The organism is Xanthomonas sp. NCPPB 2866, assembly GCF_041475745.2.
GTDB lineage: Bacteria > Pseudomonadota > Gammaproteobacteria > Xanthomonadales > Xanthomonadaceae > Xanthomonas > Xanthomonas arboricola.
In genome coordinates this window covers 2519195-2544643 of record NZ_CM192975.1, presented here as the reverse complement: position 1 = coordinate 2544643, position 25449 = coordinate 2519195, and the positions used below count along the sequence as shown (strand labels likewise).

The following is a 25449-nucleotide window of genomic DNA, read 5'->3' as shown; positions in this document are numbered from 1 at the left end:
AGCGAAAATATATCACATGAACACATATTCATGTGTTATATTTCGCCATAGTCAAACACTCAACCAGCAGAGGCGCCCATGTCCCAATCCAATGCACATGACCATGGTCACGACCATGATCACGACCACACCCCCACAGTGACGAGCGCCAACGAGCGCAAGGTTCTGGTTTCCTTCTTCCTGATCTTCGGCTTCATGCTCGTGGAAGCTGTCGGCGGCGTGCTGTCGGGCTCGCTAGCCCTACTTGCCGATGCTGGCCACATGCTGACCGACGCCGTGGCACTTGCCCTGGCTTACGCTGCCTTCCGATTCGGTCGCCGCGCAGCCGACAGCAAACGCACATTCGGTTACCTGCGCTTCGAGGTCATCGCCGGCTTCCTGAACGCCGTGACCCTGTTCGCGATCGTCGCATGGATCGCCTACGAGGCGTGGGAGCGGCTGCAGGCGCCGCCCGTCATCCTCGCCGGCCCGATGATGATCGTCGCCGTGCTCGGCTTACTGATCAACGTCCTCGTGCTGTGGATCATGACCCGCGGCGAAACCGATCACGTCAATGTGAAAGGTGCCATCCTCCACGTGATGGGTGACCTGCTCGGCTCTGTCGGCGCCATCGTTGCAGCGATCGTCATCTACTTCACCGGCTGGACTCCGATCGACCCCATCCTGTCGGTTCTAGTAGCGGCGTTGATTCTGCGCAGCGCCTGGAAGCTCCTGGCCAAGTCGATCCATATCCTGTTGGAGGGTGCGCCAGAGGACGCTTCGCCGGAAAAGGTGGAACAAGGCCTGATGAGCACTGTGCCCGGCCTGGCGGCTGTCAGCCATGTTCACGTGTGGCAACTCACTTCCGGTCGCACGATGGCCACGCTACACGTTCGACCCAACGTGGACGAGGAGGCGCGAGCTGTGGTCAAGCGCGTCGAGGCGGTGCTGCGAGAGCAGTTCAGCATCGAACACGCCACAGTCGGAATCGACTGGAACTCGGAGGCTGACGAGAACATCTGCAGCCTGCAACCCACGACAGGCCGTCAGGACCACAGCGGCCACGACCACAGTGAGCACAATCATGACCATGACCACTCCGCTCCCGGTCACAAGCATTGAGGCCGTGCTAGACGGTTCGCAGTTCACTTGAGGGTTTGAATCCATGACATCCCGCAAAACCACCAGCGCCGCTATTGTGCAATGTTCGACCTCTAACCACGGCACGACCACTGATGTCCTCGCACTATCGCAAAGTGACGTCGCTGTTCTGGCAGAGACCTTCCGCCTGCTGGGCGACCAATCGCGATTGAAAATCCTGTTGCAGTGCATGCGCGGATCGGTCGCAGTGGGCGACATTGCTGGCTCGCTAGACCTGTCGCAGTCCTTGGTCAGCCATCACCTGCGCCTGTTGCGCGGCGCGCGCCTCGTGCGCGGCGAGCGCCAAGCCAAGCACATCTTCTACGGCATTGCCGACCAGCACGTCAGCCAGGTACTCCAGGACATGGCGGTTCACATTTCGGAGGACAGACACGACGATTGACTGAACATGTGAGTGCGCGCCGGCCTACGCCTTCAAGGGGTAGGCTTTTTTTGGCTATTAATCTAGAGAGACACCGGCGCGCCTTGCTGAATGCCTAGAAGACCCCAAGCAAAAAGCACTCTAAAAATAAACACTTGAACATATCTTCATGTGTGTTATTATTTGTCTACGGGGTATCCGAAAGGCGTAAGGACCACGCCATTATTTTTAACGTCAAGGAGTATTGACCATGTCCAAGAAAATTCGCTTTGCTGTTCTGCTTTCCGCACTTTTTGCTGCTGGAGTAAACGCTCAACCGTTCGCCGCAGATATGACACGGCAACAGGTCCAGGAGGATCTGGCTGCTTGGAGGCAATCTGGGTTGGAAGCGTTGTCTCGCGGCGAAAGCGGCCCGGATACGTTCAGCCCTCAATACCAGGCTGCCTTTCAGCGCTACTTGCAATTGACCCAAGGTGATATGTATCAGGCGCCCTCAGCAGGAAAGACTCGTGCTGAAGTGATGGCTGATTTGGAACTGTGGAAAATCTCCGGCATGCACGCGTTCACCTCGCGCGGAATCACCACCGCTTCGCACACCCAAGCCTACCAACAAGCCTACGAGAGCTATCTCCAGCTCAAGCTGGGTGCGGCTTACAAGGCTCCGGTGGCATTGACTCGTGCTCAAGTAAAGAGTGATTTGGCAGATTGGCAGGTTGCGGGAATGGCTGGATTCTGGGCTGGTGAGCAGACGCCTGATACCTATAGTGATGCCTACCGCACCGCATTTGAAACCTACCAGATGCTGCGCAACAAAAAATGACTTAATGGCAGCTGCATAAAGCAGCGGTCGGATGGTTCAGCCAGAAAGAGATTCTTTCTTTTTTTTGAATAAACATACAAACAAGTGTTCATTTGTTTGCATAACATTCCGATCGCTGATTTGTGCGTCCTGCCACGGCGATTACTCAGAGAACCAGGAGATTGATATGTCTTTGGAAACATTGGACGGCACAGGAGCGCAGGACGAACAACTGGGCTTTCGGGTCGAAGGTATGGATTGCGCCAGTTGCGTCGGCAAGATTGAAACAGCGCTTGGTCGAATTGATGGCGTATCAAATGTACAGGTTAATTTTACAAATGAGACGCTGACGTTGACGCGCAGCACAAGTAGCCGAAATACTGCACGCGACATTGCCAAGAAAATCCGGTCCCTGGGCTTCGACGTGCAGGCACTGCCCGCGTCCGAAATGTCCGCAGCACCTGCACCGTGCCATGCGGCCCACGCGCATGACCACGCCGGCTGCGGCGGCCACCATGACCATGGGCATGCCCACGACCACGGGCACGATCATTCGCACGGCAAAGCGTGCGGTGATGACCATGGGCATGGCCATGCTCACGGCCATGCCCATGCCCATGACCACGGTCACGATCACGGGGCCTGCAGCGGGCATGACCATGCGCCGGCCTCTGCCTCCCGTGGAGCACCCAGCACGCCCCCCAACGTGTCCATGCGCGTCGAGGGCATGGACTGCGCCAGTTGCGTCGGCAAGATCGAAACGGCGCTCGCTCGCATGGATGGCGTGTCCGATGCCCGCATAAACTTCACCGCAGAAACGCTGGAATTGACGCTCGCGTCTGGCGGCCCCACGCAGCTCGGCCACATCGAGAAGACCATCAAGAGCCTGGGCTTCGGCGTCTCCGACGTGCGCCGCCATGATGGCTCAGCACCCGCGGCCCCAGCAGCAGCATCGACGGCGCGCCATCAGCGCTGGTGGCAGACGAAGAAAGGCAAGCACGTGCTGGGCCTGGGCGGCCTGATGGGCTCGGCCTACGCGATCGCGCAGTTCGTTCCTGGCTACGCTGAATGGATCTTCGCCGCTGCGGTGATCGCGGGCGTGCTGCCGTTCGCTCGCAAAGCCTTCGCGCTGGCTGTGTCAGGCTCGCCGTTCTCTATCGAAACGCTGATGGTCGTCGCCTCGCTGGGCGCGCTCGTGATAGGCGAGGCCGAGGAAGCTGCTGCCGTGGTGTTCCTGTTCGCGATCGGCGAGCTGCTGGAAAGCGTGGCCGCCGGCCGCGCGCGCGCCGGCATCAAGGCGCTGGCCTCCCTGGTGCCTAAGACGGCGGTACTGCTCGATGCCGCGGGCGGGCAGCGCGAAGTGCCCGCCGCTTCCCTGCGCGTGAGCGACCGCGTGCTGGTGCGCCCTGGTGACCGGGTGCCTGCGGACGGCAAGATCCTCCGCGGTGAAAGCAGCCTGGACGAGTCGCCTATCACCGGCGAGTCCGTACCGCGTCAAAAGGCTATCGGTGCCGACGTGTTCGCCGGCTCCATCAACGTCGATGGCGTGCTCGAAGTACAAGTCGAGAAGACGGCATCGGACAACACCATTTCTCGCATCATCCAACTGGTGGAGCAGGCGCAGTCCTCCAAGGCGCCCACGGCTCGCTTCATCGAAAAGTTCAGCCGCTACTACACCCCTGCCGTCATGGCCATCGCGGCGTTGATCGTGGTGGTTCCGCCACTTGCCATGGGTGGCGACTGGGGTACCTGGCTGTACCGCGGCCTCGCACTGCTGTTGATTGCCTGCCCATGTGCGCTGGTGCTCTCCACACCGGCGGCCATCGCCTCGGGCCTTGCGGTGGCCACGCGACGGGGCCTGCTGATCAAGGGTGGCAACGCGTTGGAAACCATCGGCCGCGTGCGCGCCATTGCCTTCGACAAGACTGGCACGCTGACCGAGGGCAAGCCGCGCATCACCGAGGTCCTGCCCTTCGGGCTGTTCAAGCATCAACAGGTCCTTGCGCTTGCCGCCGCTGTCGAGTCCGGCTCAAACCATCCCTTGGCGAAGGCCATTGTCGCCCATGCCAAGAGCCTGGACGTGGCGATTCCCCAGGCCACGGGCGCATCGGCCATTGCCGGCAAGGCGGTGCGCGCCACCGTGAACGGCAGTGCGCTCGCTGTCGGATCGCCCGCCCATGCGGAACAGACGGCCACGCTGACAGCCGCGCACCGCAGGGAAATCGACAAGCTGGAGGATGGCGGCAAGACCGTGGTGGTCCTGTTCGACGAAGCCAGCAAGAACGTTCTGGGCCTGCTGGCCCTGCGCGACGAGCCCCGCCGCGACGCGCGCGAAGGCGTGGCCCAGCTCAACGCCATGGGCGTGCGCTCGGTCATGCTGACCGGCGACAACCGCCGCACCGCGCAGGCGATCGCCGGCAAGCTGGGCATCGAGTGGGAGGCCGAGCTGCTGCCGCAGGACAAGCTGCGCTTGGTCAACGAGATGAAGCGTGATGCCAAGGTGGCGATGGTCGGCGACGGCATCAACGACGCGCCGGCCCTGGCGACCGCCGACGTGGGTATCGCCATGGGCGGCGGCACGGACGTGGCGCTGGAAACCGCCGATGCCGCGCTGCTCAAGAGCCGCGTCACGGACGTGGCCCACCTGGTGGCCCTGTCGCGGGCGACGATGGCCAACATTCACCAAAACGTCGTATTCGCCATTGGCCTCAAGGGCTTGTTCCTGGTCACCACCGTGTTGGGTATCACCGGCTTGTGGGTTGCCGTGCTGGCCGACACCGGCGCCACGGCCCTGGTCACGCTGAACGCACTGCGCCTGCTGCGCTTCAAGGGCGCGCCGGAGGCCAACCACGGCGACGACGCCGGGCGTCCCACCACCTTGTCCGTGCCGTCTGCCCGCTGAGGCAACAAGAGGGCTTGACCTTGCCGTCGTTGTAACGCCTAGCCTCCACACAAATGTCTGCAGAGCGCTTCGGAAGGGCCGGAGTCCTGCATCCAAGAAAGGGTCACTTCCATGCGTAAAAAAATCAGAATCATTGTGGTGGCAGGCGTCATCGCAGCCGTCGGGGGGATAGCGATCGCTGCCCGCGACGCCAAGGACGAGGGCAAGGCCGCGGCGCCCCCGGCGGGCGCGCCGATGGCGCCGCAGGTGCCCGTGGCCGAGGTCATTACCGCACGGTCGCGCCATCGGCCGAGTACACCGGCTTCCTGGCCGCGCCCAAGACCGTCGAGCTGCGCTCGCGGGTCGGCGGCGCCGTCGATGCGGTGAGCGTTCCCGAAGGTAGCCTCGTGCGCAAGGGCCAACTGCTGTTCCAGATCGACCCGAGGCCGTTCCAGGTTGCGCTCGACACGGCCGTGGCGCAACTGCGTCAGGCCGAGGTGCTGGCCAGCCAGGCCCAGGCCGACTTTGACCGCGCCGAGCGCCTGGTGGCGACCGGCGCCGTCGCGCGCAAGACCTATGACGATGCCGCCTCCGCACGCAACGCGCGCCAGGCTCAGGTGCAGGCGGCTAAGGCCGCCGTTGCTGCGGCTCAGCTGGACCTGTCCTACGCCCGCGTCACTGCGCCCATCGCCGGGCGCGTCGACCGCGTGCTCGTGACCGAGGGCAACTTGGTCAGCGGTGGCGGCGCCGGCGCGGCCACGCTGCTGACCACGATCGTATCCATCGACCCGTTGCACGTGTACTTCGACATTGATGAGGCCACCTATCTCAACGTCGTCAGCCGCTCGCGGCCCGCTGCGGGCGCCGGTAGCAAGGCTTCGCTGCCCGTGCAGGTCGGGCTGACCACGGACAAGGGTTTCCCGCACAGGGGCGCGCTCGACTTCGTGGGCAACACCATTGACCGAAGCACCGGCACGATCCGCGCGCGCGCCGTTGTGCCCAACCCGGATGGGCGCATGGCACCCGGCATGTTCGCCCGGGCCAAGCTGTCCACCGGCGCGGCGCGCGAGGCCGTCCTGATCGACGATCAGGCCGTGGGCACCGACCAAGGGCGCAACTACGTGCTGGTCGTGGGCGAGAACAACCAGGCCCAGTACCGGCCCATCGAACTGGGGCCGGTGGTGGACGGGCTGCGCGTCATCAACGGCGGCCTGCAGGCCGGTGAGAAGATCATCATCAAGGGCCTCGTGCGCCCCGGCATGGCGGTCACGCCGCGCATGGTGCCCATGCAGGCGCCCGCGGCACCGGCCGCCGGCGCGACCGGCGCGACCAAGGCTGCGGCAAACGCTCCGGCTCCCGCTGCGGCGCCTGCCAAGGCCGGTGGCGCGGACCCCGCCAAGGCTGACGGCGCGGCCGGCTCGGCGGAGGCCCGCAAATGAATTTCCCCCGCTTCTTCATCAACCGGCCGATCTTCGCCATCGTCCTGTCGGTGCTGATGCTGATCGCGGGCGCGATCAGCTATTTCCAGCTCCCCCTGAGCGAGTACCCCCAGGTCACGCCGCCGACGGTGCAGGTCACCGCCAGCTATCCCGGCGCCAACCCGCAGGTGATCGCCGACACCGTGGCATCGCCGCTGGAGCAGGCGGTCAACGGCGTGGAAGGCATGATGTACATGCAGTCCCAGATGTCCACGGACGGGCGGATGGTGCTGACCATCTCGTTCGAGCAGCACATCGACCCCGACGTCGCGCAGATCCAGGTGCAGAACCGCGTCTCACGCGCGCTGCCCCGGTTGCCGCCCGAGGTCCAGCGCATCGGCGTGGTCACCGACAAGACCGCGCCCGATATTCTCATGGTGGTGCATATGCTCTCGCCGGGGGACCGCTACGACCCGCTGTACGTGTCCAACTACGCGATGCTCAACGTGCGCGACGAACTGGCGCGCCTGCCGGGCATCGCCAACGTGATCATCGGCGGTGAAGGCGAGTACGCAATGCGCGTCTGGCTCGACCCCGAGAAGGTCGCATCGCGGGGCATGACCGCCAGCGATGTGGTCGCCGCCATCCGCGAGCAGAACGTGCAGGTCGCAGCCGGCTCGATCGGCCAGCAGCCGAATGCGTCGGCCGCCTTCCAGGTCAGCGTCAATGCGCTGGGGCGCCTGACCACCGAAGAGCAGTTCGGCGACATCGTGATCAAGGCCGGCGCCAACGGCCAGGTGACCCGCCTGCGCGACGTCGCACGCCTGGAACTGGGCTCGGACAACTACACCATGCGCGGCCAGCTCGACGGCGAGAACGCGGTCGGCCTGCAAATCCTGATGACGCCCGGCTCCAATGCCCTGGACACGTCCAGCGCGGTGCGCGCGACGATGGAGCGGCTGCAGGCCAAGTTCCCCGAAGGCATCGAGTACAAGATCGCCTACGACCCCACAGTCTTCGTGCGCGCCTCGCTCCAGTCCGTCGCCGTCACGCTGCTGGAGGCCATCCTCCTGGTGGTGATCGTGGTGGTGCTGTTCCTGCAATCTTGGCGCGCGTCGATCATTCCACTGATCGCCGTGCCGGTCTCGCTGGTCGGCACGTTCGCGGTGATGCACATGTTCGGCTTCTCGCTGAACACGCTGTCGCTGTTTGGCCTCGTGCTCTCCATCGGCATCGTGGTGGATGACGCCATCGTGGTGGTGGAGAACGTGGAGCGCCACATGGCGCTGGGCGAATCGCCCAAGGATGCGGCGCGCAAGGCGATGGATGAAGTGACTGGCCCGATCCTGGCCATCACCTCGGTGCTGGCAGCGGTCTTCATCCCCTCGGCGTTCCTGTCGGGGCTGCAGGGCGAGTTCTATCGCCAGTTCGCGCTGACCATCGCGTTCTCGACCATCCTGTCGGCGATCAACTCGCTTACGCTGTCGCCAGCGCTGGCCGCCATCCTGCTCAAGCCGCACCACGGCGCGGCCAAGCCCGATCGTCTCACGCGCATCATCGACGGCGTGTTCGGCGGCTTCTTCCGCCGCTTCAACCGCTTCTTCGATCGCGCCTCGAATTCCTACGTCGGGGGCGTGCGCCGCGCGGTGCGCGGCAGCGCCATCGTGCTGCTGCTCTACGTCGGCTTCCTGGGCCTGACCTGGCTGGGCTTCCACAAGGTGCCTGCGGGCTTCGTGCCGGCCCAGGACAAGTACTATCTCGTGGGCATCGCCCAGCTTCCGACCGGCGCCTCGCTGGATCGCACCGAGGCGGTCGTCAAGGAGATGACCAAGATCGCACTGGCTGAGCCGGGCGTCGAGAGCGTGGTGGCCTTCCCGGGCCTGTCGGTCAATGGACCGGTGAACCAGCCGAACACCGCGCTGATGTTCGCCATGCTCAAGCCCTTCGATGAGCGCAAGGACCCGTCGCTGTCGGCCTTCGCCATCCAGGGCAAGCTCATGGGCAAGTTCAGCCAGATCCCGGACGGCTTCGTTGGCATCTTCCCGCCGCCGCCGGTGCCGGGCCTGGGTTCGATGGGCGGCTTCAAGCTGCAGATCGAGGACCGGGCGGGCCTGGGTCCCGAGGCGCTTGCGCAGGCACAGGGCCAGATCATGGGCAAGGCCATGCAGGCGCCCGAGCTGGCGAACATGCTCGCCAGCTTCCAGACCAATGCGCCGCAGTTGCAGGTGGACATCGACCGGGTGAAGGCCAAGTCGCAGGGCGTATCGCTGACCGAGGTGTTCGACACCCTGCAGGTCAACCTTGGCTCGCTCTACGTCAACGACTTCAACCGCTTCGGTCGCACCTACCGGGTCATGGCCCAGGCCGATGCGCAGTTCCGCATGCAGGCTGAGGACATAGGCATGCTCAAGGTGCGCAATGCAGCGGGCGACATGATCCCGCTGAGCGCGATCGCGACCATCGAGCGCAGTTCCGGCCCCGACCGGGTGATGCATTACAACGGCTTTCCCTCGGCCGACATCAGCGGCGGGCCAGCGCCGGGCTACTCGTCCGGCCAGGCCACCGCCGCGATTGAGAAGATCGTGAGCGAATCGCTGCCGGACGGTATGACCTACGAATGGACGGACCTGACTTTCCAGGAAAAACGGGTTGGCAACACGGCGATCTACATCTTCGCGCTGGCGGTGCTGCTCGCCTTCCTGTTCCTGGCGGCCCAGTACAACAGTTGGTCGCTGCCGTTCGCTGTGCTGCTGATTGCACCCATGGCGCTGCTCTCGGCGATCGCCGGCGTCTGGCTCTCTGGGGGCGACAACAACATCTTCACGCAGATCGGTTTCGTGGTGCTGGTCGGCCTGGCTGCCAAGAACGCGATCCTGATCGTGGAGTTCGCCCGCGCGAAGGAAAGCGAAGGGGCCGATCCGCTGGCAGCCGTGCTCGAAGCCGCGCGCTTGCGGCTGCGCCCGATCTTGATGACGTCGTTCGCCTTCATCGCTGGCGTGGTGCCGCTGGTGCTGGCCAGCGGTGCGGGCGCCGAGATGCGCCACGCCATGGGCATCGCGGTGTTCGCCGGCATGCTGGGCGTGACGGTATTCGGCCTGGTGCTGACGCCGGTGTTCTACGTTGTGGTGCGCAAGCTGGCGCTGCGCCGCGAAGCGCGCCATGCCCGTGGCGGCATGACCGACCAGCACGCATGACGGCCAGGAGGACATACGACATGAAAACATCTTTCGCATTCACACGACCCGCCAGGACGCTGGCGCCGCTCGCCCTCGCGGCGGCGCTGGCTGGCTGCTCCATGGCACCGAAGTATGACCGGCCCGCAGCGCCGATCGACACGGCCTATCCCTCGGGCGCGGCCTATGTGGAACTGGCGGCCGCGACGCCCGACGACGCGATCACGGCCGAGATCGGTTGGCGGGACTTCTTCCGCGACCCGCTGCTGCAGCAGTTGATCGGCATTTCGCTGGAGAACAACCGCGACATGCACAAAGCCGCGCTCAACGTGGAGGCGGCTCAGGCGCTGTACCGTATCCAGCGTGCCGAGATGCTGCCGAACCTGGGCGTTTCCGCCCGCGGCGCGTCAGAGCGCGTACCGGCCGACCTCAGTACCACGGGGCAAAGCGACGTGCTCCGGCGCTACGACGTGGCCGGGGTGACGGCCGCCTGGGAGCTGGACCTGTGGGGCCGCATCCGCAGCCTCAACGACCGGGCGCTGGCGTCCTACCTGGCCCTCGACGAGACCCGCATCGCCACGCAGATGAGCCTGGTGTCCGAGGTGGCCAGCGCCTACCTCACGCTGCGCGCCGACCAGGAACTGCTGCGCCTGACGAGCGACACCCTCGCCACACAGAAGCGCTCCTATGACCTGACCACCCAACTGGTGGAAGCGGGAAATTCCACGCAGCTCGACCTGCGCCGCGCGGAGATCGCGCTGCGCACCGCCGAGGCCAACCGCGCCGCCTACACGCGGCAGGCGGCCAAGGACCGCAACGCGCTGGTGCTGCTGCTGGGCCAGCCGCTGACGCCGGAGCTGTCCCGGCAGCTTGACGAGGCCGTGGCGCTGCCGGACGACATCGTGCCGACCGACCTGCCGAGCGGCCTGCCGTCCGAACTGCTCGCGCGTCGGCCGGACATCCGCGCCGCCGAGCAGATGCTGATCGGCGCCAACGCCAACATCGGCGCGGCGCGGGCCGCGTTCTTCCCGACGATTAGCCTCACGGGCTCGGCGGGCACGGCCAGCGCTTCGCTGGACGGCCTGTTCGATTCGGGCTCGCGGGCCTGGAGCTTCCTGCCGCAGATCACGCTGCCCATCTTCCGCGGCGGCGCGTTGCGAGCCAATCTGGACGTGGCACAGGTACAAAAGAGGATCGAAATCGCCAACTACGAGAAGTCTATCCAGGCGGCCTTTGCTGAGGTGGCTGACGGCTTGGCGGGCAAGCGCACGCTTGATGAGCAGATCCGCTCGGAGCAGCTCCTGGTAGCGGCTAGCCAGAAAGCCTACCAACTAGCCGAGCAACGCTTCCAGGAAGGCGTGGACGACAACCTCACCTTGCTCGATGCGCAACGCACACAGTACGGTGCGCAGCAGACCCTGGTGCGCACGCGCCTGACGCGGCTGAACAACCTCATCCACCTCTACAAGGCGCTGGGTGGCGGCTGGACTGAGCACACGGTGCAATCGGGCGCCACCGGGCAACCATCCGCCCGGTCGCCGGGATAAGGGCTATGCGCAACGGCGGCGTTCCCCATCGTTGCGCACGGAGAACCGGATGAGGATCGGTGAACTTGCGCGCTTGACGGGCACCCCCCCGGAGAACATTCGGTTCTACGAGCGGGAGGGCCTGTTGCAAGCCCCGGAGCGGTCACGCAACAACTATCGGCGCTATGGCCCGGCCCATGTCGAACGGCTTCACCTGATTCGCAACTACCGTGCCTCGGGAATCGGCCTGGATGACGTGCGCCGCCTACTGGGTTGGGCACATGAGGGGTTCCTGGAACCTGAGCTGCTAAGGCAGGCTGTCCAAGGCCATCTCGCCTGTGTTGAGGAACGCATGGAGCAACTGATCCAGGTGAAAGAGCACCTGCTCGCATTGGCCCTGCACGGTGCTGCTTCCGCCGGGGCTTCCGAGGATGGACCGGCTCGCGATGGTTCGTGAGCATCGCATGTCCATATAACTGAATATATATTCATGCGTGTAATATTTCCGGCCAGACAAACGAATAAGAAAGACGCCCATGACCGACCAGAGCATCACGCGCCGAAACATCGGCGTTCTCACCGCCGCGCAGGCGCTCGGCGGCGCCAGCGCGCCCATCGTGATGTCGCTGGGTGGGCTGGTCGGCCAGCAGCTTGCCAAGAATTCGGCCTGGATCACCTTGCCCGTGAGTCTGTTCGGCCTGGGTCTTGCCATCGGCACCTTGCCTGCCGCCTTCATCATGCGGCACCATGGCCGCCGCAACGGATACGTGGTGGGGGTCGGCTTCGGCGTGGCCTCGGGCCTGATCGCCGCGTTGGGCATCATGCTGGCCTCGTTCTGGATCTTCTGCGCCGGCACCTTCCTGGCGGGCTTCTACGGCGCGTATGTGCAGAGCTACCGCTTCGCAGCCGCCGACACCGCCGAGGACGCGCTTAAGGCCAAGGCCATTTCCTGGGTCATGGTGGGCGGTCTCGCGGGCGCCATCATCGGGCCGCAGTTGGTGATCTTCACGCGCGATGCGGTAGCGGGCACGCCCTACGTTGGCAGCTTCCTCAGCCAGGCGCTGCTGCCGCTGATCGCCTTGCCGATCCTGCTGATGCTGCGCACGCCGAGCCAGACCCAGGCCGAAGCAGTCGCCGATAGCGGTCGGACGGTGCTGCAGCTCTTGGCGATGCCGCGCTATCTGCTGGCCGTGGCTGCGGGCGTGGTGTCCTATGGGGTGATGGCGTTCGTGATGACGGCCGCGCCGGTGGCGATGGTCAACCACGGGCATTCGGTGGACAACGCCGCCCTAGGAATACAGTGGCACCTGCTGGCGATGTTCGGGCCGAGCTTCTTCACCGGGCGACTGATGGTGCGCTACGGCAAGGAGCGCGTGACCGCCGTCGGCATGGTGCTGCTCGCCGCCTCCGGGGTGGTGGCCCTGGGCGGGCTCGGCCTGTCCCACTTCTGGGGCTCGCTGGCGCTGTTGGGCATCGGCTGGAATTTGAGTTTCATCGGCGCCACGGCGATGGTCACCGACTGCCACACCCCGGCCGAGCGGGGCAAGGCGCAGGGCATGAACGACTTCTTCGTCTTCGCCGCCACGGCGGCCGTGTCGTTCCTCGCGGGGTCGATCCTGCACAGCTCGGGCTGGCAAGCGGTCAACTGGATGATCTTCCCGGCCTTGGCGCTGATCTTGGTGCCGCTGCTGTGGCAGGGGCGGTACGGTTGCAACTGACTTGACTTGGGGCATTGATCGAGGACTGGAAGCCGATAAGTGGCCCGTTCCGGCACTACACGACTTGTCTCCACTGCTGAAACTTCGGAAAGCTACTTTGCCGTTCCACCTTTATTGATGGTCAAAGAGTTGTATGGACAGATGAATTTAGTTAGTTAGTTAGTTAGTTAGATTTATCAAGAAGCAGTTTAACCACGGCTTTGGCTTTGCGAGCAGCGTGCAGATCTCCAAGAACGTGAGCCTGAATAATCGCCCCTTCAAGCAACATAGCAATTGTTTCAGAGATTTGAACTATCGATTCTCTGGACGTTATGACAAGTGAAGTGTGGTGTGTGATCCATCGCAGCATAGCCTCTTTGTTTCGGGCGCAAAGCTTATGTATATCATGATCCGGATTGCTGAATTCGGCGCTGACATTAATGAAATAACAACCCAAGAAAAGTGGCTTGGATTGATCGAGACCCTGAAACAGATCGTCAAAAGCATCAAGCATGGCATACAAGGCGTCCCTACCTGGCGTCGCTTCGTGCAAACGCAAATCGAGCCAAGAGAAATACTGCTGATCACAATATTCGACGGTCGCAGCAATTAGATCTTCCTTGCTGGAGAAATGGTTATATAGCGTTTTCTTGGCAATGCCGGACTCTTCAAGTACCCGATTGATGCCAACAGCATGAATGCCGTACTTATAAAAAAGGTTAAAGGCAGTTGCGACTAACTGTTCTTTTTTGTCCATGATGTTATTCATCGTTGTGAGGATTCATACGCGACATGTTGACACAAGGAGACAGGGTTGTCTACAATCCCTCAAGGAGACCGATCTGTCTCTTTCTTTGCAATTTCCTTGAGGCTTCTTTTATGAACACGACAACAGCGGCTTCCGCACAACAGCCCTCCGTCATCTATGATCTAGTCACGATAGGTTCCGGTTCGGCGGCTAGAGCCGCAGCGAACGAAGCACGTAGGCTCGACAAAACAGTCGCCATGATCGAACAGGGGTTGGCAGGAGGGACCTGTCTCAATGTAGGATGCGTTCCTTCAAAGACGTTGCTTGCGGCGGCTTCTGCTCGCATGTCTGCTGCGCATGGGAAGTTCCCAGGTATAGCGACCTCGGCCGGGCCTGTCGACTTGTCTTTGCTTGTCAGAGATAAAGATCAAATGATCGGGCACTTCCGGCAGTCTTTCCATGTACAAGCACCCAAGGATGCAGGTATTGCGGTATTTCGCGGCAAGGCGACCTTTGTAGCGTCAGATGAGCCAGATATCGTAGCGCTCGTCGTCGCGGACTCAGACGGAAACACAAACCTGGTGTACGCCAAGCAGGTACTGATCGCCAGTGGGGCAGCGCCATTCATTCCTTCCATTCCTGGCCTCAGTGAGGTGGACTTTCTCACTTCCGGCTCGGCCATGTCCCTTGAGCAGGTGCCTGAGTCCATGCTGGTCGTCGGCGGCAATGCGATCGGTCTGGAGCAAGGTCAATTGTTCGCTCGACTGGGCAGCAAGGTTGAAGTGGTCGAGATAGCTCCTCGAATTGCACCGTTCGAGGATCCCGCGATTTCTGCGGCACTGGAGCAGGCGCTGTCAGCGGAGGGCATCATGTTCCATACTGGCGCCAATCTGACAAACGTCGTACCACACGAGAGCGGGGTGCTTGCAACTGTCGTCGCCGAAGGACGTACTCAGCAAATTTTCGCCCATAAGATTCTCATAGCGACGGGGCGCCGTCCGGCAACTGAAGGACTCAACTTGGATGCTGTCAATGTGTCCAGGGGCGATCGAGGCGAAATAATTGTGGACGAACATCTGCGAACCTCAAATCCTCGCATCTGGGCAGCGGGCGATGTCACTGGTATGGCTCAATTAGTGTATGTCGCTAGTGCGCAGGGGACCGTGGCCGCGAGCAATGCTCTGGGCAACGAGCCTCGGTCCCTAGACTACACCGCCTTGCCCCGCGTCATTTTCACGTCGCCCGAGATGGCTGCTGTCGGCATGACTCCTATGCAGGCTGAGGCGGCCCAAATTGCCTATGATGTTCGTGAAATTCCGGTTTCCTTTGTTCTACGTGCTATTGTAAGTCGTCACGACAAAGGGATAATCAAGATGATATCCGAGCGTGAGACAGGAAGGATTCTGGGTATTCATATGGTAGGCGAATCTGCTGGAGAGGTTATTGCAGCTGCAACCTATATTATCTCCGCAGGACTTACGGTTGACCAACTTGCAAAACAGTGGTCTCCGTACTTCACTATGGCGGAGTCGCTTAAAAACGTAGCAAGCAGTGCGCCAACTTTGGAAGATTCGGCTAATGGCTAAATCTTATTATTACTATGCGCTTAAATTTCAAGGGATCGTTTCAGGGTAAAGTTTCCTGATGTGAGCATGTTTGAGTTTTTTGCTATGGCGGGATCGCTCAATGGGCTTCCCGCCTTTTTTGTGGTGAATCATTAAAGAATTTGCCGATCTTGAATATATGCATAAAAACTCAGGGGGTGCCGTTCAGTCTGTTGACGAGAAAGATAGGATTCTTTTACTGAGAAATTCCCGTCAGAACTTCAATTTATCTTCTCTAAATTTGAAAGGTTGTCAGGCAATTCATGCGCGATGAGTAGACACGCTGGCCTGCTTCAGTGCCCCCGAGTACTGCGACCAGAAGGAAAGGGGTTATTCGTTTCATAGTTCGATTTCCTGCTGTGGGCTACTGCTTCGCAGCCGCCGTCACCGCCGAGGACGCGCTTAAGGCCAAGGCCATTTCCTGGGTCATGGTGGGCGGTCTCGCGGGCGCCATCATCGGGCCGCAGTTGGTGATCTTCACGCGCGATGCGGTAGCGGGCACGCCCTACGTTGGCAGCTTCCTCAGCCAGGCGCTGCTGCCGCTGATCGCCTTGCCGATCCTGCTGATGCTGCGCACGCCGAGCCAGACCCAGGCCGAAGCAGTCGCCGATAGCGGTCGGACGGTGCTGCAGCTCTTGGCGATGCCGCGCTATCTGCTGGCCGTGGCTGCGGGCGTGGTGTCCTATGGGGTGATGGCGTTCGTGATGACGGCCGCGCCGGTGGCGATGGTCAACCACGGGCATTCGGTGGACAACGCCGCCCTAGGAATACAGTGGCACCTGCTGGCGATGTTCGGGCCGAGCTTTTTCACAGGACGACTGATGGTGCGCTACGGCAAGGAGCGCGTGACCGCCGTCGGCATGGTGCTGCTCGCCGCCTCCGGGGTGGTGGCCCTGGGCGGGCTCGGCCTGTCCCACTTCTGGGGCTCGCTGGCGCTGCTGGGCATCGGCTGGAACTTCAGCTTCATCGGCGCGACGGCGATGGTCACCGATTGCCACACCCCGGCCGAGCGCAGCAAGGCGCAGGGCATGAACGATTTCTTCGTCTTCGCCGCCACGGCGGCCGTGTCGTTCCTCGCGGGATCGATCCTGCACAGCTCGGGCTGGCAGGCGGTCAACTGGATGATCTTCCCGGCCCTGGCGCTGATCCTGGTGCCGCTGCTGTGGCAGGCCGCGCGAAAGCCGGCGCTGCCAGCTCCGGTCTGATCGGAGCGGTGCAAGAGGCGCTCCGCGCAGTGGGTCGCCTCGGCCGCTACAGCACCTGCTTCCACTGGCGCAGCCTCGACAGCGCGTCGTCGTAGGCGGTGGAGGTGAAGAACTGGATCTTGCGCCCGAGGGTCTTCATCGGGCTCAACGCGGGATCGAAAAGCGAGGCGTTCGAATGGTGCGCCACGCAGTCGAGCACCCGGTCCTGTCCCTCCGTGAGCATGGCTTCCAGCTCGCGAAGGTCTCTGCCCGCGAAACGGCGCTGGAAGCCGGCAGAAAGACGCTCGGCCCGCTGCGCCATCGCACTCGGCGAGTAAAAGGACGCCGAAGGTCCAGGCGTCCGATCATGCGCGAACTGCAGGATCATCGTGTTCCAGACGATGACGTCCACCAGGACCATCGCAGCGTTGGTATGCAGGCGCGGCTCCTGCCAGATCATGGCCGTGTGCCGGTAGTGGCTGGCGGGAATGGTGGCAGCTTCTACCCCGAGCTTTCGGTGGCTGGCGCGAACCTTGTCAAGGAGTTCCTGCTTCGTGGTTGGTAGTTTCATTCGGGATTTCTATTTCATCGAGACAAGGCTCGATAACCGGCGTGTCAGATATTCATCAAGTCACCAGCGCAATTACCTTGGATTGAGGAAAAGCGCTTGCCTCACCGCTGCGCTGGCGGCGCCGAGGGCTTGTGCATGATGAAGCGGGACATGTCGGTGATTTCCTGTTTGCGGATTTACGTTACTGCTGAAGCTGCTTCTGCATGGTGTTGTGGTTGTAGTAGTCGCTGGCATAGACAATCTTTCCGTTCGAAACACGGAAGAAGCTCGCGCCGAAATAACTGATGGTCGAACTGGAGGGCGACGTCCCGCCATTGCTGTTCTTGGTGGCGGTGAATTCCCACTCGATCGCCACACCATCGCCGGAGGCAACCGGCTGCGAACGGATTTTCATTTTTCGGTCGGGCAGGATTTTCATCAGAAACTGCGAGACTTCGGTAATGGCTTGAGGCCCAGTGCGGGACGCTTCATTGCTGGTATTGAAATAGACGACGTTGGAATCGAGCACTTTTTCCATCGCGTCGGTTCGCCCGCCATTCCAGGCGTCAAGGTATTGCCGGACCACCTTCACGTTCTCTGGCTCATCTGCCGCCTGCGACGTGACGCTATAGGCGAGTGAAGCCAGCCCGAGGAATATCGCTCCCAAAGCCTGCACCGGACGGCAGCGCAAGCCGTCTGAAGAACGAAGGGGCCTGAATGACAGGGCGTGCTGCATGTTGTTCATGGTCGAAATACTCCAAAAGGTGTTGAAAAAAATCCCGCTCGCACGGGCGTGGTGGAAAATCGCATGTCGCGCGCAACGAAGCACAGGCCGTCGGCAATTGCTCTTTTGTCAAATACATAGAATCATCCTATGTATAAGGCCTGAGTTGCTACAATCGAGGTCCGATGGGCTCCCGTCTCTACGTCATTTGAGAACCGCGATGAATAACCGCTTCACACTCCCACAGGCGCCGCGGCGTTCGCTCGTCGATTCGACGATTGAGCTGATCCGCGGCCAGATCGAGGGAGGCGCCTGGAAGGTCGGCGAGCGCATCCCCAGGGAGCAGGAACTGGCCGAGATGCTGGAGGTTGGCCGCAACACGGTGCGGGAAGCCATTCGCGTGCTCTCGCACGGCCAGGTCCTGGAAGTCCGCCAGGGTGATGGCACCTACGTGCGAACCAATATCGATCCGGCCGAGGTCATGCGCCGTGTCGGGCGTTCCGGCTTGCGAGAGCACTTCGCGTTGCGCTGCATGCTGGAAACCGAGGCGGCCAGGTTGGCCGCGGTGCATCGGTCCAAGGCGGACGTTGGGCTGCTGCGCCGACTGTTGAAGGCCCGCGGCGAGCAGGAGCAACACGCATCGAGCGCGGCCTTTGCCGAGGCCGATACGGCTTTCCACTGCGCGATCGCCGGGATGTGCGGCAACGGCGCGCTGGCTGAGCTGTACCGCTACTTCGCGAACTCGGTCCGCATGAACACGCTGACTGCGCTGAAGGACAAGGAACTGCCCGAGCCGGGTCTCGCGACCCATGAGGCGATCGTGGATGCTATCGAGCGCCAGGATGGAGAAGCAGCTGCGGCGGCTGTGCGGAACGTGGTCGCTCCGCTGATTGCGGCACTTGAGAAATCGGGTTGATCCGAGCGCGACTCCCGCGCTGGCAATGCCGCTTTCCATCGAGCAGCCGGTCGCCGGCCCCGTTGATCGGAACGCGGGTTGTTTCCCGGAGAGCACGCGGTAGCCGGTCCTCATGGATAGGCCCTTGGTGCGCTACAGCGACCGGACGGTGCTGTTCATATCGAATCTTCGACGCGACCACCCGCCAGGACATACCGGGCCAGCGCCTCGGCATCGGCGTGGGTGGCCCGGGTGGACTGCGGTGTACCGAAAGCCTGGACGAGCTTTGGCAGCATGGCCTCCAACTGGGCTCGCTTATCCGAATCCGGTTCGACGTGGATGAGCGCGAGCAATGTGCCGCCAAGCGTCTCCTTGTGAGTCTTCAGCCAGACGCCGCGCTGAGCGCGATCGTCGAGAGTCTCTTCTGGCCCTCCCGCGACGTAGATAAGCACGAAGGGCTTTCCGCAGGCGACGAGTTCATCCATTTCCGCGCACCAGGCGCTGCTGTATCCGTTGTAGATGCTTGCGCCGTCGAAGCGGACGATGGGGAAATCGCTGGTGTCGTGAACTTTCGGTTGCTGGGACATGATCCTGGACTCTCGCTATTAACGTCCTAACATCCTACCTTTGTTGAGAATTACTTGCAACTGAAATGGGCATGGGCACACCGCCGTGCAGCGCCAAGTGACGGGCGAAATAAGGGCTTGACCTTCCAACAATGGGAGGCCCTACAGTGAACCCATCAACCTCATTCAAGGAGTTTTTTCATGAAGGTCAACAAGTTCAGCCTCTTGTTCATTGCGGGCGCCGTCGTGGTCGCCGCCGGCCTGATGGCCGTCCAGAAGAAGGTGGTCGTCCCGTCGGGTGAAGCGATGCAGGCCAGTGCGGGCGGAGGTCACCAAGGGCACGCGATGCCCTCCAGCGCCTCGGCCAATGACAGTCCTTCCACGACCGCGTATCGCGCCGTGAACGACCAGATGCACGCCGGGATGGGAGCGCAGTTCACTGGCAACGCCGACGTCGATTTCATGCGTGGCATGATCCCGCACCACCAGGGCGCGATCGACATGGCCAAGGTGGCGCTGCAGTACGGCAAGGACCCGGAGGTTCACAAGCTGGCCCAGGAGGTCATCACCGTGCAGGAAGGCGAGATCGCCATGATGAACAAGTGGCTGGGCGACAACGGCCAGCAGGCGGCGGCCGGCAGCTCGGGCGATGCCTCGACGGCCGCCTACCGTGCCGGCAACGACCGCATGCATGCGGACATGATGATCGACTTCAGCGGCGACGCCGATGTGGACTTCATGCGCGGCATGATCCCGCACCACCAGGGTGCGATCGACATGGCCAAGGTGGCGCTGCAGTACGGCAAGAACCCGGAGGTCCGCAAGTTGGCTCAGGAGGTCATCTCCGCGCAGGAAGGCGAGATCGCCATGATGAAGAGTTGGCTTGTCGCTCGGGGCAAGTGAAGGCACGACCATGAACCAAGCCAACACCCCGCGCATCCTCATCTATAGCACTCCAACTTGCCCGGACTGCCGGGCACTAAAGGAGTGGTTGTCCCAGCAGGGCATCGCGTTTGAAGAGCGCGACCTGACCGACCCGAAGATTTCCGCGGAGGCCAAGTCACGAACCGGCGTGCGCGTGGCCCCGATCACGATCGTCGGCGACGAGGTCTTCTATGGCACCTTCGCGAGCCAGAAGCCGAGGCTGATGAAGGCGCTCGGTCTTCAGTGAGCCGCTGAAGGAAGACCGTGGTCACGGGCGGAGTCGCCGGTGCGGACCCCGGTCGGACCCTGTAAGCGCTGTTGTGGACGCGTCTGCACGCAAAGCTCAAGACCGTGAGGCATTCTTCGCCGACGACGCTCGGCGCTTTCGCCTGCGGTCGTTGACATCACGAGAGGAATTTTTATGCGATCGACATCATCAGCCACCTCCCTGCACGTCGCCATTTCCGAGGGCATCACAGTCGCCAACGACCTGCCGTTCGTGCTGTTCGGCGGCATCAACGTCATCGAGGATCTCGATACGACCCTGGCTGCGGCTGAGCACTTCGCGGAGGTGACGCGCAAGCTGGGGATACCCTTCGTTTTCAAGGCGTCGTTCGACAAGGCCAATCGCTCGTCGATCCATTCTTTCCGAGGTGTCGGCCTGGAGGAAGGGCTGCGGGTCCTCGATGCGGTCAAGTCGCGGTTCGGATGCCCAGTCTTGACCGACGTGCATGAGGTTGAGCAGGCCATGCAGGTCGCTGCCGTTGCCGACGTACTGCAAGTTCCGGCCTTCCTGGCCCGGCAGACCGATCTGGTGGCCGCCATTGCCCGCACCGGTCGGGTAGTGAATGTCAAGAAGCCGCAGTTCCTCAGCCCGGGCCAGATCAGGCATGTCGTCCACAAACTGCACGAGGCTGGCAACCCGCGCGTCCTGCTGTGCGAGCGTGGCACGCAGTTCGGCTACGACAATCTCGTCGTGGACATGTTGGGCTTCCGCGAAATGAGCGTTGCCAGCAGTGGCCTGCCACTGGTGTTCGACGTAACCCATAGCCTGCAGCGGCGAGAAGCGGATGCGTTGGCTTCGGGTGGGCGTCGCCAACAGTTGCCCGAACTCGCGCGGGCCGGCATGGCGGTCGGCATTGGCGGTTTGTTCCTCGAAGCACACGCCGACCCGGCGCATGCACGTTGTGACGGACCCAGCGCTCTGCCACTGGACACGCTCGAACCGCTGCTGCGGCAGGTCAAGGCGGTGGACCAACTCGTCAAGTCGTTCGAGCCTCTTCGGATCGACTGAAGCTTGCCACCCGTTCAAACAGAACGTGTGGCACTTCCCCTCTTAGTCGGCTATTTGAGCGACAGATAAGGATTGTTCGGTGGAACGGCATCGAATATGTGCGATGGGTCTTCGAGCAAATAGCCATGCACCTGGCGCGTTTTGCGCGGTCCCATGACCTCGCACGTCCTGATGTTCAGACCCGATGGCTGTTTCCTGTGGAGTCCGAGTTTTTCAAAGCGCTTCTGCACCCACTGCCAGTCCTGCAGGGCCGCGTCCTTCGCAAGCGGCCCAATGGTTGGATGCTCTTGTGCGTAGCGCTGGAAAACACCAGGGCTGATCAGGTAAACCGTGTCGGACACGGTATGTACCAGGGCCTTGGCGTCATTGATGATGAGCTTGCGGGTCTGGACGGCCTGTTTCAGCCAGGCCATGAAATGCTCGCCCGATGGCCGCCCGGTAAATGAGGCGAAATCGTGCGGCGCAGGCGCGGCGGTCGGCGCCGAAGGACCTGGGGCCGATGCGGGAGGGTCGAGCGGCACCGCTGCATCGTCGGCACCCTCTGGCGGGGCTTCGACGGACTGCTCCGGCTCAGGCGTTGTCTCGAACATCGCCAGCATGCTTTCCAGTGGGTCGGCCGGATTGCGCTGCGTGCTGGGAGGTATGGCGTGACTTCCGCCCGACTGATCTGGACGGCTGCTTGCTGCGGGCTCCTTCTCCGTTGCCACCGCTGCTCCAGGTAGCAATGCAGCGTCGGGTGCGGACGGGCGCGGCCCGTCCTCGGCCTCGCCGGCGTTGTCCACGGTCACGGTTCCCGCAAATGGGCTGGGTCGCTCCGAGGGCTCCCAGATCAGCGCCGGGGCCAGGCGCAGGAGCGTGAAGGCATGGGACCAGCCACTCTCACTGGTAATAGTTGCGCGCCAGATGGCCTTGCCGGAGGCGGTGGGCTGCAACATGGCATGATCCTGTAGCACGTTGAACACGGCCGTGTTGTTCGCGGGGATGCCATCGACCCCCTGGGACAGCAGGTGCGCGCGCAGCTTGTCCGAGACTGTCTTGCTCACCAGCCACAGCGCGTCCTCGGTGAGCCAGCCATCGGAGGCCTCCGGCTGGTTCAGTTTCAGCTCTTCCTTGAGCAGGTAGCGCAGCCCGTTGACCAGCTTGCGTTGGAGCGAGTGCTTGGGCGCGGCCATGGCGCGCGCGGGATCGCCGCCCAGCTCCTGGGCGACGGAGGCGCGGTCGGCCTGCACGACAAGCTCGCCCAGAACCCCGGCGTGCTCGTACTGCCCAGCCAAGACGTAGAGCAGCGGCGCCCACAAGGATGGATAGCCACTGAGCCAGTCCAGCAGATCGCGATTGAGCAATTGCTGGTACAGCAAGCCTGTCGCGGCGCTATGAAGCCGGTACTCGCGGTCGTCGCGGTAGCGGAAGCGGTACGGTTGGCGCAGCGGGCCGTGCCATGGGTGCCAGGTGCTGCCGTCGGCCAGCTCGACGTGCAGATCGACGGCCACCTTGCCGATGTCATGGAGCAGTGCGGCATAGGCGACGGCCGCAGTCCAGGCTTCGGCCTGCGCCGCCTGGTCTTCGGGGCTGGCCCCGATGGGCAGCAGATGGGACTGCCGCAGCTTTAGGCTGTAGGCGACGATTTCGAGGCCATGGTCGAGCATGCCGCCCGGGTAGGCATGGTGATGCGCTTCGGAAGCCGGGAAGGCCTGGACCAGCTCGGCGTAGCGCTCCAGCGGCGCGCGGTACAGGGAGGCGAACTGCTTGCGCGAAAGCGAGGTGCGCTGCCAGATGTGTTCCAGCAGCTTCTGCCGGCGCGGGGTGGCGAGCAACGATGCGGCCGACTCCGGCCGCATCAACCCTTTCGGGAGGTCGGTGGCGGGTGCTGGCGACGGCGCGGCAGCGACCGGGGGCCGTTTTCGCTGGAACAGGGAGAGCATGTCGGTGTCCTGATGGCGGGCCGGGCGGGAGGCCTTTTGGCCTTTTCAAGGTAGGGCCTTTCCCCTTGCACCCCATTCCCTTGCCGTTTCGACCCTTTGGCCTTTAACCGTTTCGGTATAGCGGGGCCTGGGCTGCGGCTCCAGCGTCAATGCGGAACCCGCACGAATGGATTAGACGGCGACCTGGCGCTGGGCCCCGGCCTATGCTGCCGGGGCGCTACACCGCCAGGTAGGCTCCCACCCGGGCGACTAAGTTGACAAATGCGACAAAGGAGACTAGAGTGAATCCTGTCTCAAACCTACCTGGGAGCTGACCATGCCCACTGCGATCGAATTCATTGCCGACCGGCTGCCGCGAGTCACGGTGGAGGATGTGCGACGCTTCGCCGATACCGTCGAAATCCGGGATGCACCGGCGTTCGCGGCTGAGTTGCAGGCGTTCATCCACGAGCGCGTGGAGGCGGTGACGCTGCCCGCCAACCTGGAAGGTGAAACGGTGGCGCAGGCCTTGCAGCGCAAGGCGGCCGCGTTGCGCTCCGACACGCGCTGGACACCGGCTGAAACCGATGTCCAGCGAGGCCGCGCCTTGCTGCTGGAAGCCTTCAACCAGCCGGACAACCTGCCGCCTGCCGAGTTCGCCAAGCTGGCGGACAAGTCGCGCCAGCAAATCTACAAGGACATCCTCGCCCGTCGGCTGCTGGCGCTGAACGTGGGGCCGCGCGGCCAGAAGCTGCCCGACTGGCAGCTCGACCCGGTGAAGCAGCAGTTGACCCAAACCGTGCTCCAGGAGGTCGAGGGCATCGACCACTGGACGATCTACCGCGCGCTGTCCGAACCCCTCGAAGGCCTGGGTGGTCGCTCGCCCGTGGATGCGGTGACGCATGGCACGATCGATGACGTGGCCGAGGCCGTGTTCAACGTGCTGGGCGTCCAGGTGCATTGAAGCGAGACCGCCATGAGCCACGAGCTGCCTTCGTTCCTGATCGATGCCGGTGAACTGCTCCAGCATGTGAGCCGCGTCGTCTATCGGGGCAGCCCGCTGTACTATGGCCGCAGCAGCACGAATCGCTACGATGACCCAGCGGGGGCCTACGGCGTGCTCTACCTGGGGCGCGACCTGCCCACGGCGCTGATGGAGTCGGTGTTTCACAAGCACCAGTGGCTTGCGGACACGCAACGCTCGATCGCGCTGAAAGAAGTCCAAGCCCGGATGGTGCGCGCAGTAGGCGTGATGGACGACGTGTTTCTGGCCGATCTCACGGCGCAGGGCGTCATGGCGGGCTACTTCGGCCTGAACCTGGAGCAGTTGGCCAGCCGCGACTACACGCACACGCAGCGGGTGTCCGCCCAGGTGCATGCGATGCTCGGAGATGATGGCCAGGCGCTGTTCGACGGGGTGCTCTATCCGTCGCGCAACAACTATCCCGCCAAGAGCATCGCCCTGTTCGAGCGTGCGGGAGCGAAGGTTGGCGTCATCGAGGACATCGACCTGGTGGACCATGTGGACTGGCCGCGTTTCGTTGTTACCTACCGCATCGGCGTTGAACCCGACCCCGGCCCGGTGGGGCCGGATGACGAAGCGTCCTGAAGCAGCAAGAAAACACATTGAAGCCGCAAACCGAATGAAGTGGAGCAAACTGGAATAGGCATTCCTCAACAGCAGGAGACGACCATGAACACGACGACCCGCACCAGCACCGCAGAACGCCTCGGCCGCGCCTTTGGCCGCGGATGGCGTGCCTATGCGCGACGCGAACGGCGGGCGTCGAACTGGTTGGTGTCCAAGGGCATGCCGCGAGCTGGCGCTACCGCGCTCGTGTGGGTAGCCAAGCTGGCTGTACTGGGGGTGCTGCTCTACGTTGCGTTTTGGTTTGCACTCGTGATGCTGGGCGTTGCGGCGGCGGGATGGGCTGCTGCTGCAAATACTTCGGATGAGGACGAGTGGCCTTTCACCGACCTCACCGAGCTGCGCAAGACGCCGGGCTACGATCCCAACCTGTACAACGACACGTCGCACGAGTTGTACACCGACGACTGACCGGC

At 62.8% G+C, this 25449-nt stretch carries 23 protein-coding genes; 18 read left to right on the top strand and 5 right to left on the bottom strand.

Annotated elements, in window-relative coordinates:
* Positions 1 to 78: 78 nt before the first annotated feature.
* The 9 genes from ACCQ04_RS10855 to ACCQ04_RS10815 all read left to right on the top strand — a co-directional run bounded on the left by ACCQ04_RS10855 (position 79) and on the right by ACCQ04_RS10815 (position 13016).
* Entirely contained in the window at positions 79 to 1101 is a 1023-nt protein-coding gene (locus ACCQ04_RS10855) for a cation diffusion facilitator family transporter (protein ID WP_003821153.1), read from the top strand.
* Between the two features lie 43 nt (positions 1102 to 1144).
* A complete protein-coding gene (locus tag ACCQ04_RS10850; RefSeq protein ID WP_003821152.1) occupies positions 1145 to 1522 on the top strand; it encodes an ArsR/SmtB family transcription factor in 378 nt (125 codons plus the stop codon).
* A gap of 229 nt (positions 1523 to 1751) precedes the next feature.
* The gene (locus ACCQ04_RS10845; RefSeq protein ID WP_003821150.1) at positions 1752 to 2321 is read left to right on the top strand and encodes a DUF4148 domain-containing protein; all 570 of its coding nucleotides are present in this window, start codon (positions 1752 to 1754) and stop codon (positions 2319 to 2321) included.
* Between the two features lie 166 nt (positions 2322 to 2487).
* Complete coding sequence (locus ACCQ04_RS10840; protein WP_012614060.1) at positions 2488 to 5202, top strand: heavy metal translocating P-type ATPase; 2715 nt, start codon at positions 2488 to 2490, stop codon at positions 5200 to 5202.
* Positions 5203 to 5507: 305 nt separating this feature from the next.
* On the top strand, positions 5508 to 6620 hold the full coding sequence (locus ACCQ04_RS10835; protein ID WP_272881235.1) for an efflux RND transporter periplasmic adaptor subunit: 1113 nt from the start codon (positions 5508 to 5510) through the stop codon (positions 6618 to 6620).
* Positions 6617 to 9793 carry an efflux RND transporter permease subunit gene (locus ACCQ04_RS10830; protein ID WP_012614062.1) on the top strand — a complete coding sequence of 1059 codons (3177 nt, stop codon included), beginning with the start codon at positions 6617 to 6619 and terminating at the stop codon, positions 9791 to 9793. Before ACCQ04_RS10835 ends, ACCQ04_RS10830 begins: the two co-directional genes overlap by 4 nt.
* Before the next feature lie 20 nt (positions 9794 to 9813).
* Positions 9814 to 11319 (top strand): efflux transporter outer membrane subunit, encoded by a 1506-nt coding sequence (locus tag ACCQ04_RS10825; protein ID WP_003821143.1) that lies wholly within the window; start codon positions 9814 to 9816, stop codon positions 11317 to 11319.
* Positions 11320 to 11368: 49 nt separating this feature from the next.
* Positions 11369 to 11755 carry a MerR family transcriptional regulator gene (locus ACCQ04_RS10820; RefSeq protein ID WP_015912830.1) on the top strand — a complete coding sequence of 129 codons (387 nt, stop codon included), beginning with the start codon at positions 11369 to 11371 and terminating at the stop codon, positions 11753 to 11755.
* Positions 11756 to 11834: 79 nt separating this feature from the next.
* A complete protein-coding gene (locus ACCQ04_RS10815) occupies positions 11835 to 13016 on the top strand; it encodes an MFS transporter (protein ID WP_012614063.1) in 1182 nt (393 codons plus the stop codon).
* Between the two features lie 163 nt (positions 13017 to 13179).
* Here the strand turns inward: ACCQ04_RS10815 and ACCQ04_RS10810 are convergent, their stop codons facing one another.
* Positions 13180 to 13764 (bottom strand): TetR/AcrR family transcriptional regulator, encoded by a 585-nt coding sequence (locus ACCQ04_RS10810; protein WP_015912831.1) that lies wholly within the window; start codon positions 13762 to 13764, stop codon positions 13180 to 13182.
* 110 nt (positions 13765 to 13874) lie between these two features.
* On the opposite strand from ACCQ04_RS10810, the gene merA reads away from it, so the two are divergent.
* Positions 13875 to 15329 carry a mercury(II) reductase gene (merA, locus tag ACCQ04_RS10805; RefSeq protein ID WP_003821139.1) on the top strand — a complete coding sequence of 485 codons (1455 nt, stop codon included), beginning with the start codon at positions 13875 to 13877 and terminating at the stop codon, positions 15327 to 15329.
* 377 nt (positions 15330 to 15706) lie between these two features.
* Entirely contained in the window at positions 15707 to 16552 is an 846-nt protein-coding gene (locus ACCQ04_RS10800; RefSeq protein WP_024082530.1) for an MFS transporter, read from the top strand.
* Between the two features lie 46 nt (positions 16553 to 16598).
* Here ACCQ04_RS10800 and ACCQ04_RS10795 read toward each other — a convergent pair whose 3' ends face one another.
* Positions 16599 to 17102 carry a ClbS/DfsB family four-helix bundle protein gene (locus ACCQ04_RS10795; RefSeq protein ID WP_003821138.1) on the bottom strand — a complete coding sequence of 168 codons (504 nt, stop codon included), beginning with the start codon at positions 17100 to 17102 and terminating at the stop codon, positions 16599 to 16601.
* Positions 17103 to 17283: 181 nt separating this feature from the next.
* Complete coding sequence (locus tag ACCQ04_RS10790) at positions 17284 to 17826, bottom strand: nuclear transport factor 2 family protein (protein ID WP_015912832.1); 543 nt, start codon at positions 17824 to 17826, stop codon at positions 17284 to 17286.
* A 199-nt stretch (positions 17827 to 18025) separates the two neighbouring features.
* On the opposite strand from ACCQ04_RS10790, the gene ACCQ04_RS10785 reads away from it, so the two are divergent.
* The gene (locus tag ACCQ04_RS10785) at positions 18026 to 18721 is read left to right on the top strand and encodes a FadR/GntR family transcriptional regulator (protein WP_003821135.1); all 696 of its coding nucleotides are present in this window, start codon (positions 18026 to 18028) and stop codon (positions 18719 to 18721) included.
* A gap of 155 nt (positions 18722 to 18876) precedes the next feature.
* On the opposite strand, the gene ACCQ04_RS10780 is transcribed toward ACCQ04_RS10785, so the two are convergent.
* On the bottom strand, positions 18877 to 19287 hold the full coding sequence (locus ACCQ04_RS10780) for a hypothetical protein (RefSeq protein WP_012614065.1): 411 nt from the start codon (positions 19285 to 19287) through the stop codon (positions 18877 to 18879).
* 180 nt (positions 19288 to 19467) lie between these two features.
* On the opposite strand from ACCQ04_RS10780, the gene copM reads away from it, so the two are divergent.
* The 3 genes from copM to kdsA all read left to right on the top strand — a co-directional run bounded on the left by copM (position 19468) and on the right by kdsA (position 21484).
* Positions 19468 to 20169, top strand: a complete 702-nt coding sequence (copM, locus tag ACCQ04_RS10775) for a CopM family metallochaperone (RefSeq protein ID WP_003821133.1) — start codon at positions 19468 to 19470, stop codon at positions 20167 to 20169.
* Positions 20170 to 20179: 10 nt separating this feature from the next.
* A complete protein-coding gene (locus ACCQ04_RS10770) occupies positions 20180 to 20437 on the top strand; it encodes a glutaredoxin family protein (protein WP_003821132.1) in 258 nt (85 codons plus the stop codon).
* A 174-nt stretch (positions 20438 to 20611) separates the two neighbouring features.
* Entirely contained in the window at positions 20612 to 21484 is an 873-nt protein-coding gene (gene kdsA, locus ACCQ04_RS10765; RefSeq protein ID WP_003821131.1) for a 3-deoxy-8-phosphooctulonate synthase, read from the top strand.
* A 50-nt stretch (positions 21485 to 21534) separates the two neighbouring features.
* Here kdsA and mobH read toward each other — a convergent pair whose 3' ends face one another.
* Positions 21535 to 23406 (bottom strand): MobH family relaxase, encoded by a 1872-nt coding sequence (mobH, locus tag ACCQ04_RS10760; RefSeq protein ID WP_003821130.1) that lies wholly within the window; start codon positions 23404 to 23406, stop codon positions 21535 to 21537.
* Positions 23407 to 23722: 316 nt separating this feature from the next.
* Here mobH and ACCQ04_RS10755 point away from each other — a divergent pair, with 316 nt between their 5' ends.
* From ACCQ04_RS10755 to ACCQ04_RS10745, 3 genes are all read left to right on the top strand, one after another.
* A complete protein-coding gene (locus tag ACCQ04_RS10755) occupies positions 23723 to 24349 on the top strand; it encodes an integrase (protein WP_003821129.1) in 627 nt (208 codons plus the stop codon).
* Positions 24350 to 24361: 12 nt separating this feature from the next.
* Positions 24362 to 24994, top strand: coding sequence for an RES family NAD+ phosphorylase (locus tag ACCQ04_RS10750; RefSeq protein WP_012614066.1), 633 nt, complete (start codon positions 24362 to 24364; stop codon positions 24992 to 24994).
* An 84-nt stretch (positions 24995 to 25078) separates the two neighbouring features.
* Positions 25079 to 25444 (top strand): DUF3742 family protein, encoded by a 366-nt coding sequence (locus ACCQ04_RS10745; RefSeq protein ID WP_003821127.1) that lies wholly within the window; start codon positions 25079 to 25081, stop codon positions 25442 to 25444.
* Positions 25445 to 25449 lie beyond the last annotated feature (5 nt).